General features: G+C 63.7%; 15 protein-coding genes. 11 read left to right on the top strand and 4 right to left on the bottom strand.

Going from position 1 to position 15,880, the window contains the following annotated elements:
* Positions 1-95: 95 nt before the first annotated feature.
* Positions 96-1,118: a Holliday junction branch migration DNA helicase RuvB gene (gene ruvB, locus M9978_RS09500; RefSeq protein WP_254292791.1), complete on the top strand. Its 1,023-nt coding sequence runs from the start codon at positions 96-98 to the stop codon at positions 1,116-1,118.
* On the opposite strand, the gene M9978_RS09495 is transcribed toward ruvB, so the two are convergent.
* Genes M9978_RS09495 through M9978_RS09485 form a run of 3 tightly spaced genes read right to left on the bottom strand, consistent with a single transcriptional unit; the run spans position 1,115 to position 4,361 of the window.
* The gene (locus M9978_RS09495; RefSeq protein ID WP_254292790.1) at positions 1,115-2,857 is read right to left on the bottom strand and encodes an asparagine synthase-related protein; all 1,743 of its coding nucleotides are present in this window, start codon (positions 2,855-2,857) and stop codon (positions 1,115-1,117) included. The genes ruvB and M9978_RS09495 overlap by 4 nt on opposite strands.
* A gap of 3 nt (positions 2,858-2,860) precedes the next feature.
* Positions 2,861-4,219, bottom strand: a complete 1,359-nt coding sequence (locus M9978_RS09490; RefSeq protein ID WP_254292789.1) for a DUF5935 domain-containing protein — start codon at positions 4,217-4,219, stop codon at positions 2,861-2,863.
* Complete coding sequence (locus M9978_RS09485) at positions 4,212-4,361, bottom strand: hypothetical protein (protein ID WP_254292788.1); 150 nt, start codon at positions 4,359-4,361, stop codon at positions 4,212-4,214. The genes M9978_RS09490 and M9978_RS09485 overlap by 8 nt, the downstream gene beginning before the upstream one ends.
* A gap of 325 nt (positions 4,362-4,686) precedes the next feature.
* Between M9978_RS09485 and M9978_RS09480 the strand changes: the two genes are divergently transcribed.
* The 6 genes from M9978_RS09480 (at position 4,687) to M9978_RS09460 (ending at position 12,302) form a co-directional block, all read left to right on the top strand.
* Positions 4,687-5,235: a hypothetical protein gene (locus M9978_RS09480; RefSeq protein ID WP_254292787.1), complete on the top strand. Its 549-nt coding sequence runs from the start codon at positions 4,687-4,689 to the stop codon at positions 5,233-5,235.
* Positions 5,236-5,241: 6 nt separating this feature from the next.
* Entirely contained in the window at positions 5,242-5,472 is a 231-nt protein-coding gene (locus tag M9978_RS09475) for a hypothetical protein (protein ID WP_254292786.1), read from the top strand.
* A gap of 26 nt (positions 5,473-5,498) precedes the next feature.
* Complete coding sequence (locus M9978_RS09470) at positions 5,499-5,756, top strand: hypothetical protein (protein ID WP_254292785.1); 258 nt, start codon at positions 5,499-5,501, stop codon at positions 5,754-5,756.
* Between the two features lie 129 nt (positions 5,757-5,885).
* On the top strand, positions 5,886-6,086 hold the full coding sequence (locus M9978_RS23315; protein WP_367305067.1) for a helix-turn-helix domain-containing protein: 201 nt from the start codon (positions 5,886-5,888) through the stop codon (positions 6,084-6,086).
* Positions 6,087-6,154: 68 nt separating this feature from the next.
* Positions 6,155-8,134, top strand: a complete 1,980-nt coding sequence (locus tag M9978_RS09465; RefSeq protein WP_254292784.1) for a prohead protease/major capsid protein fusion protein — start codon at positions 6,155-6,157, stop codon at positions 8,132-8,134.
* 223 nt (positions 8,135-8,357) lie between these two features.
* Entirely contained in the window at positions 8,358-12,302 is a 3,945-nt protein-coding gene (locus tag M9978_RS09460) for a peptidoglycan DD-metalloendopeptidase family protein (RefSeq protein ID WP_254292783.1), read from the top strand.
* 31 nt (positions 12,303-12,333) lie between these two features.
* Here M9978_RS09460 and M9978_RS09455 read toward each other — a convergent pair whose 3' ends face one another.
* The gene (locus tag M9978_RS09455) at positions 12,334-12,816 is read right to left on the bottom strand and encodes a hypothetical protein (RefSeq protein ID WP_254292782.1); all 483 of its coding nucleotides are present in this window, start codon (positions 12,814-12,816) and stop codon (positions 12,334-12,336) included.
* Positions 12,817-13,303: 487 nt separating this feature from the next.
* On the opposite strand from M9978_RS09455, the gene M9978_RS09450 reads away from it, so the two are divergent.
* From M9978_RS09450 to M9978_RS23310, 4 genes are read left to right on the top strand one after another with little or no spacing between them, the layout of a single operon-like run.
* Entirely contained in the window at positions 13,304-14,011 is a 708-nt protein-coding gene (locus M9978_RS09450; RefSeq protein WP_254292781.1) for a hypothetical protein, read from the top strand.
* A 44-nt stretch (positions 14,012-14,055) separates the two neighbouring features.
* Positions 14,056-14,544, top strand: coding sequence for a hypothetical protein (locus tag M9978_RS09445; RefSeq protein WP_254292780.1), 489 nt, complete (start codon positions 14,056-14,058; stop codon positions 14,542-14,544).
* Between the two features lies 1 nt (position 14,545).
* Positions 14,546-14,788 (top strand): hypothetical protein, encoded by a 243-nt coding sequence (locus M9978_RS09440; RefSeq protein WP_254292779.1) that lies wholly within the window; start codon positions 14,546-14,548, stop codon positions 14,786-14,788.
* 22 nt (positions 14,789-14,810) lie between these two features.
* On the top strand, positions 14,811-15,806 hold the full coding sequence (locus tag M9978_RS23310) for a site-specific integrase (RefSeq protein WP_254292778.1): 996 nt from the start codon (positions 14,811-14,813) through the stop codon (positions 15,804-15,806).
* Positions 15,807-15,880 lie beyond the last annotated feature (74 nt).

Raw genomic sequence — 15,880 nt, 5'->3', positions numbered from 1 at the left:
CCCATTTCCTGCCGTCATGCTGAACTTGTTTCAGAATCCACCCAGCCGCAGGCGAAGGGCATGATACTGACGCGGACCGCTCGAAAGCATCGCCCATGACCGACGACCGCATCCTCGCCGCCGCACGCCGCCCGGAAGACGTCGACGCCGCGCTGCGCCCCAAGTCGCTCGACGAGTTCGTCGGCCAGCGCGCCGCGCGCGAGAATCTGCGCGTGTTCATCGACGCCGCCAGACAGCGCGGCGATGCGCTCGATCACGTCCTCTTCTTCGGCCCGCCCGGGCTCGGCAAGACCACGCTCGCGCAGATCGTCGCGCGCGAGATGGGGGTGGGGTTTCGCGCGACCTCCGGCCCGGTGATCGCCAAGTCGGGCGACCTCGCCGCCTTGCTCACCAATCTCGAGGATGGCGACGTCCTCTTCATCGACGAGATCCACCGCCTCGCCCCCGCGGTCGAGGAAGTGCTCTACCCCGCGATGGAGGACCGCGCGCTGGATTTGATGATCGGCGAGGGGCCGTCGGCGCGCAGCGTCCGCATCGACCTGCCGCGCTTCACTTTGGTCGGCGCCACCACCCGCCAGGGCCTGCTCACCACGCCGCTGCGCGATCGGTTCGGTATCCCCGTGCGGCTGCAATTCTACACGGTCGAGGAACTGACCCGCGTCGTCACCCGCGCCGCCTCGCTGCTCGACCTGCACATCGCCCCTGACGGCGCCGAGGAGATCGCCCGCCGCTCGCGCGGTACCCCGCGCATCGCCGGCCGCCTGCTGCGCCGCGTGCGCGACTTCGCCAATGTACTCGGCGAGACCACGGTCCACGCCAGGGCCGCCGACGCGGCGCTGACCCGGCTCGAGGTCGATGCGCTCGGCCTCGACGCGATGGACCGGCGCTATCTGATGATGATCGCCGACATCTATCGCGGCGGCCCGGTCGGGGTGGAGACGCTCGCCGCGGGCCTCTCCGAACCGCGCGACACGATCGAGGAGGTGATCGAGCCGTACCTCATCCAGATCGGCCTGATCGCCCGCACCGCGCGCGGCCGCTGCCTCAACGCCGCGGGATGGAAGCATCTCGGCCTCAATCCGCCCGCCGGCGCGCAGGAGGGGCTGTTCGACGCCTAAGCGAGCTTCGACCCGAGGCTGGCGGCGAGATATTCGAGGTTCGCGATCCGCCGCCACAGCCCATAGTCCGCGATCCGGTCGACCGCGAAAAAGCGCCGCATGATCGGGAAGTCCGGGTCGATCACGCGGTTCATATAGTCCGGCGTCAGCAGTCCGCCATGCTCGTCGCCCATCGTGCCGAAGCGGCGGCGCAGGGCATAGGTCCGCCGCCGCAGCCACACCGGGCGGATGCGGCTCTGCCACTCGCCAAAACGGTGGTGCAGATTGGGCGGCCCGGCAAAGTCATGGCCATAAGCCGAGGGCTGGCGGGCGAGCTCGGGGTCGATCGCGTTGAGCAATACCGCCTCGAACCGCCCGGCATTTTTGAGCCCGAGCGGCAAGGTCATCGCCTCCCCCACTACCTGATGGTCGAGGAACGGCATGAGATAGGGGCTGAACCGTGCCTCGAGGCTGATCTCGCGCCCGAACAGCGCCCGGCAGCGGATGCGCGGATAGATTTGCTCGACCCGTGACCGGCCGAGCGGGCCGGTCGCGGCGGGTGGCTCGATCGCCGCGCGGATCTTGGCGGTGACGCCGGCCATGAAGGTCCGCGCATCGAACTCGGCGGTGGCATCGCTCGCATCGAAGCGGGCGAAGAAGGTCGCGGCGATGTCGGCGGCGGTGAAGCGGCCGTCGGGCAGGTAGAAGAAGTTGCGGTAGATCTCGCCGCACCCGCCCGACACCGCCATCGCCCCGCCGGCATGGCGCCGCAGCTGCCCTGCGGCGTGGCTGCCATTGTCGAAGATGTTGCCGAACGTCGGCAGCCCGTCGAACTGGTGGAAATTGCGCGACACCAGCTCCGGGAACGCGTCGGGCGCCACCTGCGCCTCGTCCTTGTCGAACCATTCGACCGGGAAGCCGAGCGCAGCGCCGATGCCGATGGCGATGTCGACATCCGGGTCGCCCGGATTGCCATAGACATAGACGTGCGGCCGCACCCCCTGCTCGCGCAACGCCGCGAGCACCAGCCGCGAATCGAGCCCGCCCGAGAGCGGGCAGCAAATCTCGCCGTCGAAGCTGCCGGCATGCGCGCCGACCGCCGCCGCCAGCCGTGCATGCGCCCGCTCGATCCGCTCGGCAAAGGGCAGGCCGCTCGGCGCATCGGGCAGCGGCTTGGCGACGGCGTGCCGCACGACCCCGCTCTCGGTCAGCTCGGCCACCGCGAATGGCGACAGCGTCTTGAGCTCGGCGAACACGGTATCGTCGCCGATCGGCATGACGTTGAAGGCGAGTTCGTACACCCCTTGCGGATCGAAGCTGAGCTTCGGCAGCGCCGCCGTCGCAGCGAGCAACGAGGTCGAGAAGACCCGCCCGCCGGTATCGCCGAACAGCTGGAAGGCCGAGAAATAGTCACCGAACAGAAAGGTTCGCCCCGCGCGCCGCACCAGCGCCGCGAACTGTCCGCCGATCCGCGTCCAGTCGAGCTTGAGCGGGTCCATCGTCAGCAGCGCCGCCAGTGCCTCGCGCCCCAGTCTGCCATCGACCGTCAGCGTGCCTGCCACCGCCGCCTGTGCATCGCCCCGATCGAGCCAGCCGGCCGGCCCGCCGATAATGTGCGAGAACCACAGCAGCGTCCAGCCGGGCAGCTCGTGCCGCACCGGCTCGGGAAAGCCCTGCGCTGCGAACGCCCCGCGCGCCGCCGTCATCGCCGCGGAGGCGAACCTCATGTCGTCGCTGCGGACGAGGAACAATCCGGCCATGCGTTACGCCGCCACCGGTGCTGGACCCTGCGCGGGTCGCATCGGCTTCAACCCTTCCTCGGCGCGTTTGCGGCCGAGATAGGTGTCGAGCCCGATCTGCGCGCCGACCAGCATGTAGCAGAACGGATTGAGCGCGATCCCGACAAAGGTCGAGCCGAACAGATAAATGATGTGCGAATGCTGGAGCGCGGTCGCCAGCGGCGAAACCCACGCCTGCTCGGGCAGTGCCTTCCAGTAGCGGCGGCGCAGCACTTCCATGCGGAAGATGCCCGCGACATGGATCAGCGCCCACAGGATGAAGCCCGGCCAGCCCTGCTCGCCCAGCATCTCGAAATAAGCCGAGTGATAGGCGCGCGCCTTGTCGATTTCGGGCGTGCGGACGATCGTCTGGTTGGTACCCTCGCCGACCACCTCGATCTTGTCGTACTTGATCTGGTTCTGGCGATAGGCCTCGAACCCGCCGCCGAGCGGATGGTCCTTGACGTACTGCCAGGTCCATTTCCAAACCTCGATTCGAGTCGAGGCGGAAGCGTCGGCCTGATAGCTGCCGATCGTCCCCATCCGCGCGGTGAAGCTTGCCGGCAGGAACGGGATCGCCAGCAGCCCGACCACGCCAGCGCAGGCGATATAAACCATGCGCCGCTTGACGTCGCGCAGCATCAGCAAGGCGAGCAGCGCCGCGCAGACGAGGCCCGTGCGCGCCTGCGTCCCCACCGGCATCAGCAGGCAGGCGAAGATCAGCCCCGCGCCGAACAGCTTCACGCGCCAGTCGGGCGGAAAGATCGTGCCGAACTTCACGAACCACAGGATCAGCGGGATGATGCAGATCGCGACGGTCGAGATGATGCTGCCCTCGAACAGCCCCGAATTATTGTCGACGATCAGCTTCAGCTGGCCATAGCCGCCGCCGCCGAGCGCCGTCTTGAGCCCGCCCGAAATGATGATCGTCGCCACCGCCAGCAGCATGAACAGCAGCAGCGCCTCGATCCGCAGCCGCGTTCGCAAGGTCAGCGGCAGGAAGATCGCGAACGCCAGCGCCTTCCACACCCAGTCCCATTTGAACGCCGCGTCGATCGGGAAATCGGCGCGCATCGTGGTGATCCAGCACCAGATCAGCAGCGCCAGCATCAGCCCCTGCCGCGGCGCCACGCGCACGTCGCGCTTGTCGTCCATCGCCGCCCAGCTGAGCACCGCGAACCCCACCGCCATCGCCGAGATCGGAAAGGCGTTGAGCAGGAAATAGCTCATCCGCTGCGGCGAGACGACGTCGATATAGACATAGGCGAGTACGAACAGGAACGGCCGCCGAAAGCCGAGCGCGAAGATCGCCGCCAGAAAACCGATAAAGGCGAGGTCACGCACGCTTGCGGCCCCATTTCGGCTTGGGTTCGTCGTCGCCGGCGGGCACCGCGCGCTCGTCGTCGAGCTCGGGCCGGTTGATCAGCCGCCATGCCGTCAGCAGCAGCAGGCCATGGGTCAGGCCGAGCACCAGATTGTCGATCACCGCTGTCGGCCCCTTTGCTGCGATGAGGTCCTGATACCCATACCCGGTTGACGGGCCGTAAACTGCGTTTGGCTGATTTCTGCGATTTCTCGCCAGTTCGACCGGAAAACCACACTGAACAGGGTCAATGGCTTAGCGCCTCACCGGAAAACGCATTGCGATCCGCCCCCCGGACCCCCGCAAGGGGCGGAAGGCGAGGGGGTTCCATCCGGAAGGGCGATCGGAAGGCGGAAACTCGCAGATTTCCTAGGCTTGGAAGGGGGTGGAATAGCATTTCGGCCTACCCCCTCACGTATGCGGGCGCGGGCGCGCAGGCGTGCGCCCGATGATTACCCCTAATTATCCTTCCACCCTTCCGGATCATTCTGATCATTCGAAAATAAGTAAGCAAAAACAGCAGCTTTCGACATGCTCGCAGCACTCAAGAAAGGAGTTCGAAGTGTTCCAAAGTAGCTTCCGGCCGGAAGGCGCGGCCTTTCCGCCAATGATCGGGCCGGTGGCCCGGTTCTATGAGGACGTCCTGTCACGGGCGCCAGGCACGCGCACCAGGTCCGCCGATGTCCATGCGGCCTATTGCGCGTGGTCCGAGCAAGCGCGCGAGCCGGTGATCAGCCCTCGGGTTCTGGCAATCTGCATGCGGGCGATCGGCCACGAGCGCGTGCATAGTAATGGGCGGTGGTTTCAGGACCTCGCTTTTGCCGATTGCATTGACGGCCGCGCTGACCTGTCAAACATCAGCCGAGTGCGGCGGGAAGGCGAGGCGGGGATGGCAGTTCGTCAGCACATCCAGCGCGTCGATAGCGCGCTTGAGCTGCTGCTGCAGGTTCGCCGCGATCTGGAGCGGATCGACACTGCGGCCACGCTCGCCAACTAATCCAGCATGAGGATCATCCGCATGACGCCACCGGAAATACCCGTGTTGTTACGCGGCGCAAAGGCGATCGCCGAGTATCTCGGCGTCACCGCTAAGCATATCACTCACCTGCATCGCCAGCGACGCATCCCCACTATCAACGTCGGAGGTTGCCCGTGTGCCACGACCGGCGCGCTGGACGAATGGCGCTTGATGCAAGCAGCTAATGGCTATGGCGCGGGGAACGCCGCGTCCTGAACTTCAACCTAGAGGAGGATCATCAGATGACAACACTTACCCAGGAACAGCGCGACTTCGTCAAATTGCAAGCGCAGACCGCAGGCGGTGCGGTGGCAGCGATCGAGCTATTGGAAGGCGCTGGGTTCAAGACGCCAGCGGTCATTGGCGCGCTCGCCACGGCGCTAACGACCGTGATTGAGCAAGGGTATGATGCCAGCGAACGCCTCGCCATCCTCAACGGCCTGCTGGCGGACACCGCAAGGGAATGGAGCGGCGGCGATGGCCTTCGGGTCGTGCAATGAGAGGCCGATGGGTCCTTCCGGGGCATTTGCCCTATACGGGAGCCGAAGGCGCAGAACGCGCGAATTTCCGCCATTTTTTGCACCCTTGTTCTTGTTCTTTCGGTTTTGGTCGCAATGGGGCGATGATCGATGAATCACGATGATGTTTGGAGTGAGGAGCAAGCAGCGCAGCAGCTGCGCGTGCATGCTCGGACCCTGAGGCGCTGGCGGCAGGGCGGCAAAGTGCCGTTCTGCCGCACGCCTGGCGGCAGGGTTCGCTATACATTCGAGCAACTTGTCCAGATTGGGGCCGAAATGCAGGTGCCATCTGACCCGATTGCCCGTCACTGACCTGACACGTCCACTTGCGCCCGTCCGTGTCCAGAGACGGCGCAAATAGACTGTGCCAGCAATAAGGCATGTCGAGCAAACGCTTCACGCCCCCGCAGGACCACCGCCAGTTTCGAACGGCTCAAGTTGCGCCTTCAAGCTTCAACGCGGCGGACAACAGCTTTGAGATATGCTGGACTACCGGCGCGGCGGTGCTTCGCTTCGACTGGTGTGATGGCGAATACTATGACGAAACGCTTAGCGTTGAGCCGGGCGCAGTCAGGCTCGACCGGCTGAACGATCGCGCTCCGTTCCTGAACAGCCATAATGACCGAGACATCAATGCAGTGATCGGTTCGGTCGTGCCGAACTCGATCCGGCTGGAAGGCGGGTCAGGCTATGCGCGGGTCCAGCTCGCATCCAGCGACGACGTTCGTGACGTTGTCGCCAAGATCAAGGACGGACACCTGAGGAAGGTCTCCGTCGGTTACCACGTCTACGTTTTTGAGCGCATCGAACGTGCCGGCCAGCGTGCCGAGATGCGCGCCGTCGACTGGGAGCCAGTCGAAATTTCCCTTGTTGCGGTGCCAGCTGATCCCGGTGCCGGTATTAGATCGAAAGGACGGAATGTGCCGGAAATTCGGAATGCAAGCGCCGCCGACGACGCGGCGGTGGTCACTGCCCGTTTTGTGCGGGAGAAGTGCCGCAATCTCGATCTGGACGATGCGGATACGCTCGACCTGATCGAGCAATTCACCAGCGAGCCGCACAGCCGCAGCGAATTTCTTGAGGCGATGATCGACCGCGTCGGTCGCCGCAATCAAGAGCTTTCGACCGGGGAAGGAGGGTGGCACCCGCGCAGTCGGCAGGGATCGAATAACGATTGGAGCCGCAACTCCGAATCGGCCGCGCGCTATGCAGCTTCGCGATCCGCTCCACACCTGGACAACTCTATCACGTCGATGTCCGGCTATTCCGACGCGCGCGGCGGTAGCCAGCATCCGGTCGCGACACGGATGCAGAACGCACTCTACGCGCGGATTGCCGGGAAGGCGCCGAACGATGATGCTCGCGAGTTCATGGGCGCGAGCATGCTCGACCTGGCTAAAGCCACGCTTGAAATGCAGGGGCGTCGCAATCTCCGCTTCGAATCGTCCTCTCGCATCTGGCAGATGATGAGCCAGCGCGGCGGGGCGCTGACAACGAGCGATTTCCCCATCATTCTGGCGGGTGCGCTCAATCAGTATCTTACCGAGCAATACAGAGCCGCGCCTTCCCCGCTCCTGAGCGTCGCCCGCGCTCGCGAAGTATCAGACTTCCGCGAGATTAAGGCGCTTTGGGTCGATGGGGCCGTGCAGTACGAGCTCGTCGCCGAGAACGGCGAATATACCTACGGCCGCTTGATCGAGGGGTCGGAGAGCTATCGCATCGCGACATTCGGGAAGATCCTCGCTCTTACGCGGCAATTGCTCATCAACGACAATCTGGGTGCGTTCTCCGACATTGGAGGTTGGTTTGCACGCGAGGCGGGTCGCAAGCGTGCTGACACACTGTCGGCCGTGCTTATGACTTGGCCGGCGCTGGCCGATGGCGTGCCCCTCTTTCATGCAAGCCGCGGCAACCTTGCAAGCTCCGGAAGCTTTCTGTCGGCCACCGGCCTCGATGCGGCCCGCCAGGCGATGCGACGGCAAACGGATCGTGATGGTATCACCAAGCTCGGCCTGACACCGAAAACGCTGGTGGTGGGGCCGAAGTCGGAAACCGCCGCTGAACAGTTGCTCGCCACGATCGCGGCAGCCAAGGCGGGGGACGTCAACGCTTTTGCTGGCAAGCTGGAGTTGGTCGTCGATCATGAGATCAACGATTACCGCTGGTATCTGTTTGCCGATCCGGCTGTCGCCCCCGTCATCGAATATGCCACTCTGCGCGGGCAGGGCGACAACGTTTTTATCGACACCCGCGTCGGGTTCGAGGTGGACGCGATCGAGACGAAGGCGCGGATCGATTTCGGCGCGGGCATCATCGACTATCGCGGTGTCTATATGAACCCCGGTGCGGCACCAAGCTAGGTGAGATAGCGCGGGCTTCCCTCCGGTGGCCTGCGCGCTGGCGGCGGCGGCGCAAGGGGCCAGGCATCCCCGCACTTCACCGTCGCCAGCGACTAACAAAGCCTCGCAATGAGGTAGAAAAGCGCAGGTTCAGTCGCGCCGCACCTGCGCGCTGGCGGCGGTCTCGCCGGGGTTAGGTCATGGCCCCGTGTGACCGCCGTCGGCAACATTCGGAGTGACTGCTATGTCCCGCACGAACGACATCGTAACCCGGCTGACCCTTCGCGGTGAGCAGTTCACGAGCGGTCTGGACAAGGCAATGTCTGGCCTCCGTAGCTCGGTAGCGTCTGCCAACGCGGATGTCCGACGCGATTTTAACGCAACATCCAAGCTGATCGAGGATATCGGGAAGCGCGCCGCAGCTGCCCCGCGAACGGCTTCGGGATCGCTAAATATTGATGCTGCCGGCGCGCGGATGGCCGCGCAGGCGGCGGAAGCCGAGGCCGTAGCGTTGCGCGAGGTTGCGCAGGCAGCGGAGCGTGTCGCCAAGCAAAAGGGCGTTCTGGCGGAGCGAGACAGCGCCTATATCATGGGCGCGCGCGCGGCGGCGGACGCTGCCGAGGCGCATGCGCGGGCAATGGGGCATCAAGCGCACTTCGCAGATATGCTGCAGGCCGAACTCAATCAAACGGCAAGCGCCACCGATGCCGTGATCGCAAAGAACCGCCAACTGAATGCTGCCACCGGCGCATCTGGTCAGCGATCGGTGCAAGCATCGCAGCAATTTCAGGACTTCTTCATCCAAGTGCAGGGCGGCGGCAACATCGCCGTCGCGGCATCGCAACAGCTTTCGCAGCTGGCGTTCGTCATGCAGGGGGCTGGTGGCATCGCAGGGCGGGCCGCTGCGATCCTTTCGGGGCCATGGGGGGCCGCTATCTTTGGCGGCGTTACGCTGCTCGGCATGTTTATCCCCAAGCTGATCGAATCTGGTAACGCGATCGAGGATGAGGGAAAAAAGCTCGCGGACAACGAGCAGAAGACGCGCCAGATGGAGGCGGCGAAGGCCGCCTACGCAAAAACGATTCCCGCGATCATCGACACGATCAAGAAGCAAACTGCCGCACTGGATCAGCAGAATCGGACGTTCGAAGAGAATATCCGACTCGCCCGCCAAGCTGCGCAACAGCAGATCGCCACGCTTACCGGCGCGCGCGACGATACTGCGCTCAATCTGTTGCAAGCAAAGCAGCAGTTGGCTGACGCCCGTGATGCATTACAGCGTCAGGAGCGCGCCGCGCAGCGCCCCACGCAGGCCGGCGAGATGGCCGCATTGGGTATCGCAGGAAAGCAGAGTGAAGTGGATCGGCTCGAAGCCCGTGTCCAAAAGCTGCAGGGCATTGCCAATCAGATCGCGGAAAGCATCACTGGCGCAGAACGTCAGATCGAAGGGACTGTTGTCGACCAGGCGCGCCGCAGCGCGCAGCATGCGCTCGATCCTCTTGTGCGTATCCGTGACACCTATGCCGACTTGCGCGTCGAGGCCGAGCGGACCATCAAAGTAAAAGAGAAGCTCACTGCGCGTTTGGTTGAGATAGGGCGCCAGGAACAGCAAGCCATCAAGCGGGAGCAAGAGCGGCAGCGCCTCGATCGCGACGGCGGCAGCGCCCATGAGCAAAGGGTCGGGATTTCCGTTCCATTCGGCAGTGACCGCATTTCGTCCGGGTATGGCCGGCGCAAACCGCCAAAAGACGGCGCATCAGAAAATCACGCTGGCATCGACTATGCCGTCCCGGTCGGCACGATCGTCCGTGCTGGTGCATCTGGCGTCGTGGTGCGGACAGGCACGATGCGGGGGTATGGCAACGTCGTCGTGATTGACTATGGCGATAAGCTCGAGGCCACTTACGGGCACTTGTCCAAGGCGCTGGTAAAGCCGGGGCAAGTAGTCCGGGCAGGGGAACGTGTGGCATTGACGGGCAACACTGGCACGAGCACGGGACCGCACCTTCATTATGAAGTCCGGAAGGGCGGAAGGCCGATCGACCCCCGCCACGCCAGCGCGCGCGAGGGCGCGGGGGACAAGGCCGCCGCCGATGCTGCGCGTGAACTGGACAATCTACGCAAAAAAGAAGCCGAGCAGCGCGACCGCATCATGATGGCATCGCAGCGGCAGCTCGACGTCGACGTCGAGAGCTTGCGCTTCATGGGGATGAAGGTTCGCGGGCTCGACGAGCAGATGGCGGCCGAGATGGACATTGCGCGTATCGAGCGCGAGCACGCGGATCGGATGGCGGAGCTGACTCCAGCGCAGCGCAAAGAACAGCAAGAGATCAATACCGATCTGCTGAGTGCGGCGATTGTGCTGCGGTCGCAAGCCGACATTTATGCTAAGTTGCGGGAGGAGGCCGGCGATCTCACCAATCTGACCGAGGATCAGCGGCAGGCGCTTGACGATGCAAACCGTTCGATGCTTGCCCAGCTGGAGACCGCCCGTGCGCTGGCAGAGACTGCGGCGGAACAGAAAACGCTCGATATAGAAATCGCCCGCGCCAGGGCGCGCATCGCCACGTCCGAAGGTAAAGGCAACGATCGTGGAAGGGCCGATAAGCAGGCCGCCGAAAAAGCCGCCAACGATAATGAAAAGACCATGCGCGAGCGCGCGGAGTCGGAGCGCGACCGGATCATGTCACTGGCCGATCTGTATCGCGACGCATTCCAGAACGGCACGGGCAGCATCGTCGAGAATTTCAAGGATGAGATGCTCGACGTGATCAGCGAGCTTACCGCGCGCTGGACGATCGCGCTGCTGACCACTGGCAAAACGCCGTCGATGGGCAACATCCTATCGGACATGGGCGCGCAGAGCGGCGTGGGCGGCGGTGGGCTGCTTGGGGGGCTGTTGAGCGCGTTGGGAGGGAAGAAAAGTGCAAACGCGCATGGCGCGGGCGGACTTGTCGACATCACACATGCCGGGGCCGGCGCAGCAAAGGCGGGCGGCCTGCTCGGCGGCCTTGGAGGGATCGGTGGCGCAATCAGTTCGGCGCTGCCCTATGCGGCAATCGCGGCGGCGGTGCTGCCGATGGTGATGGGCCTGTTCACCTCGCCAAAATGGGGCAGCGCGTCTCTCTACCTCAACAAGGGTATCGTTTCTGGCGGGGAAGGCGTCGGCAAGGGGGCGAGCCAGATCAAGGCGGCCGCTGGCGGGGCGGGATCGGTCGCAGAAGGCATCAATCGCCTAGCCGAGCAGCTCGGCGCCACCATCAGCGGGATCCCCGGCGTGACGATCGGCACGTGGGACGGCAAGGCGCGCGTCGCGCTAACCAATACCTCCGATCCGCTGCACGCTAAGAGCGCCGCTGGTAAAGCTGGCCTGATCAAGGATTTCGGCGAAGGCGGCGAGCAGGAAGCCATTCAGTATGCCATCCAATACGCGTTCACGAACGCGGCGCTGGATGGCATCAGCCAAGCCTCAAAGAACATCATCAAGGCCGGCGGCGATGACGTCGCGTCAGCAATCACCAAGGCTTTGCTGATCGAGGACGTGCCGAAGCGACTGCAGGCGATCCTCGACCCGGTCGGCTATGCCGTCGATACGTTCAACAAGAGCTGGGAAAAGACGATCGCCGCGATGAAGGAAGGTGGCGCGAGCGCGGAGGAAATGGCGAACGCGCAAAAGCTCTATAAGTTGGAGCTGGATCAGACCAAGGCTAGCGCGCGCGAAGCATCAGCCGATTTCAAGTCGTTCCTCGCCGGACTAAACTACGGGAGCGCGTCGCCCTACTCGACGCGTGATCAGGAGCGCATGGCCGCCGATGCGTTCAAGCCGTTCGAAGAAGCAATTTTGCGCGGTGAGCGAGTCGACCAAGGCAAGTTCACCGAAGCCGCGCAGACATGGCTCGACCTGCAGCGCGAGTTGTTCGGGTCGACGGGGGCCTTCTTCGATGCGATGGGCAAGGTGCAGAACCTGACCAGTAAGGCGATCAGCGACATCGACAACGCCAAGCCGATCCGCGTTGAAAGCGATCCGTGGGTGAAGGCCGGCGCGACGGCGCAGCAGGCGAGTGCCGATATGTTGGAGCTCGTCACGCAGCAAAATGCCGAGACGAACCGCATCCTCGCGCAGATCAGGGCGGCGATGGGCGGTAGCGGTGCCAGCTTCATGAACGAAAACCGGCTATTCGCCGCCTAAGCGGCCATCGACCGGCCCAGCGCTATATTCGTCACTGTCTGCTTGGATCAATCTCGTCAAAATACGAAGCGATGACGAGCCTAAGCGCCTCTCGAACGCCGTCGATGCCGTAGCCTACGTAATCCGCCCCAATCGTGCTGTTTAACGCACGCTTGGACACGGAAGCACGTAATTTCCCGTCTTCGACCCGGACGAGCGCCTTGTTCGCCTCAATCTCATAGCTACTCGCATCGTGCGGTCGCTCTTTCGGCCCAAACAACTGAAATTCTACTGATGGGTTGGTGAAGCGGTGGGGCTCCCAGGTTCTGTTTACGGCTGGGCGGAGACCCCGTGCCTGGCACGCGCGGCGTGCTTCCTCAATCAGCGGCGTCGCGTCTGCCTCTATCATTGCTATTTCGGCATCCCACACCCGCTCGAGCTCGCTGCGCTCGCGTGCCTTCTGCGCCCTGTGCTCCGCAAGCTTGGCCTCGTGGTCTGCGCCAAGCTGGTTTGTGAAATCGTCGAAGCTGCCCAATGCGTGTCCCCTGTCCGGAAACGCTCAGGCTGCGCGGAAAATGCAAAGGAGTCCAGACGCGCGGAAGCGATCCCCATTTGCGTGGAGATGCTTGCGCTTGAATTTGAAAACAGTCACTGTGCCCGTGGGTGTGGAAACCCGGACTAGAGCGGCGGCCCGTTGGCGCGGAGCCGTCGAATTGCGAGCTTGGCGGCTCGCGTGCGGTGCGCTTGGCGGCGCGACCGACTTCGGCTCTTTAGCCGGGGGCGGTGCGTCATGTCCAGAGCGCAAGCTTAAAAGCCGCCGACCTGTCTCTAGCAGGTTTCCAACCCCCGGCGACCGCCCGCAGCGGTCATGGCTGTGGAAAGCCAAGCTAGAGAGACGAGTCATGATAATTGAGAAGATCCCGCGCGAGGGAGATGATCCGAGCGAACTTCCGTTGCCTGACGATGTTGGGGAGCATGGCGACGGCGTCGCCCCATCCCCTCACATCCAAGGGAGCTCAACCATGAACATGCATATCGCCATTGCCCCGCGTCGCCTCCGGCAGATCGCTGCTATCCCTGTGATCGAACGGGGTGCTCACGAGCTGATGTTCGAGGATCGCTATGCGAGTGGTCTTCCGGACCTTTCCAGCGGACGGACGCTGGAGCACGCGCTCGACGCTCTGGATCGCGTCGCTTTGATGCGCCCCGATACGTATGCGGCTGAATGGTTCGCGGAAGTTCGCGACATCGGGTGTAGCGCCATGGTCGAAGTGAACGCTCATGGTCGGCGTGCGCTCTACTCCAGTGTGCCCGCCGACTCGCAAGATCGGGAGCGTAGCCGCCGTGTCCGCGCTCTGATGGATCATATGGACGACTCCATCATGCGTGCCGGAGTGATGGCATATCTGGAGCGGGAGGGGGCCATTAGTGACAATCGCGCCGCTGATCCTCGTGAAACTACAGCAGCGACTCGCGCCTTCATCCAAGCTGGGTTCCGGTTGATGATCGATCCGCAAGGTCGACTGGAAATCGGCGGGATGACGCGGCGTTGGGCCAAAGCCTCGCCGAATGTTGCGGGTGAGTTGGAAGAGGCTGGGCGGCGATTTATGCGCGTGGCTGGGAGGTGGCGGAACCATCGCCACATCCATCGGATCGTAAAGACGCTCGGCAATCGGACCAGCAACGGTTGGCTCGTCCTGGGCGAGCGCGGTGGCAAATCAGAAGGATAATACGCGCTTTCGCTGCACCAAAATGTCTTCAAGCCGATTCATTCTTGCAACGCTTGTTGCTTTGTGAAATATCCGAGCTTGAAGACATTTTGGAGGTTCCGATGAAATTGCAGGATATGCTGGGCGCGGCGGATATATCGCGAGGCACGTTTAACACTCTGCGCTCGCGCGGGCAGCTTCCGTTTATTGAGCGCGGCATCGAGGGGGTCACTGCGCAAGATCGCTATCAGCCTGCGCACCTGTTGGGCATGCTCGCGTTCGCTAAGCTCCGCTCCCTTGGCGTGGAGCCGGTGATGGCTGGTGAGGCCGTCAACGCCTCATGGGGTGACATTCGGGTGATCTCCGGCGATGCACCCGACGGCAACGTGATTACCGGTCAATGCGGTATCCGTCTTACAGCGGAAGGGGCGGAATGGTTCGGATCGCCCAACGGCCTGACCGGTGAAACGATCGGCGGTGCTCATGTGAATCTGCGCGATCTGTGGAGCGCCTACCAGAGCAGCTTGACTGCCGCGGAAGAAGCGGCGGCCTGACATGTCGCGCAGCACGGCACCAGACTGGCCGGGGATGATGCAGCGCGCCACGGCCGCGCGCTACTGCGACATGACGCCGGGGGAGTTCGAGGGCGAAGTGGCGAGCGGGCGCCTGCCGGTGCCGGTGCAGCTGGGGCGCGGCGAGCGATGGCATCGGCGCGCGCTCGATGAAGCCTTAGAGCGCCTCGCGGGCGGATCGGTCCCCGACTGGCGCGCGGGAAGCAAATTGTATGCGGAAAACTAAGACTCTCCCGTTCGTCAAAGTCGTGAAGGCGAAAGGGCATCGCTATGTATATTTCGACACTGGCGCGAAGAAGGCGGATGGGAGGCCAATCTACAAGCGGCTTCCGCCGATCGGCGACGCGGGCTTTGGCGATGCATATGCAGCGCTGTTGGCGGGGCGAACCCGCCGTGCCAACGTCGCCGCACAACTGACGGTTGAGCGCCTGATCGACCTATACGAGCGCAGCGCCGAGTATCGCGGGCTCGCAGCGTCCACCCGCCAGACTTATTCGATTTACCTCGCGCGCGTCTCGGCCGAGCTGCGCAGTCCGGTCAACGGATCCGCGCCAGCGCACATGGTCGAGCGCCGCGACATTCTGACCCTGCGTGACAAGATGGCGCTCACACCTGGTGCAGCGAACGGGATGCTGCGCACGACGCGTGCGCTCTACAAATGGGCGCGCGATCGCCAGCATCTCGATATCGACCCGTGCAAGGGCATTCCCCTGTTCGACTCCGAGGATTATCCCCCGTGGCCGGAAGCCCTGTTGGAGGCCGCTCTAGCGGCCGATGATGCTTCCGTCCGCCTCCCGGTAGCGCTGCTCTACTACACGGCGCAGCGGATCGGCGACGTCTGCGCGATCCGCTGGAGCGACGTGCGTGAAGGCGTGTTGTCGATCAAGCAGCAGAAGACGAGGAAGGAGTTGGAAATCCCGCTGCATCGCGAACTTGCAGCCGAGCTAGCGCGGCACCCGCGAAGGGCGCTGACGATCATCGCCGATGATCGAAGTCGCGCTCTGCGCCCGGACACGGTGCGGGAGCGGCTGCAGCGCTTCGCCGGCAAGCTTGGCTATGAAGTTGTGCCCCACGGCCTCCGCAAGAATGCGGTGAACGCAATGCTCGAGCTGGGGTGCAGCGCGGCTGAAACAGCGGCCGTCACGGGCCAGTCGCTGCAGATGGTCGAGCATTACGCAAAGCGCCGCTCGACCCGCAAATTGGCGCAGTCAGCCATCCTCAAATTCGAGGGGGGCAAAGCGTGAACGGGAAAACTTCTGGAAAACCGGTGCTGAAAGGCGCGGAAAACGTGGGGTTCCAGTTGACGGGCCGTTAAGTG

Origin of the sequence: Sphingomonas tagetis (assembly GCF_024211275.1) — a bacterium.
GTDB lineage: Bacteria > Pseudomonadota > Alphaproteobacteria > Sphingomonadales > Sphingomonadaceae > Sphingomonas > Sphingomonas tagetis.
Note: the sequence above shows the minus strand (reverse complement) of the source record. Positions and strands in the feature narration are given on the sequence as shown.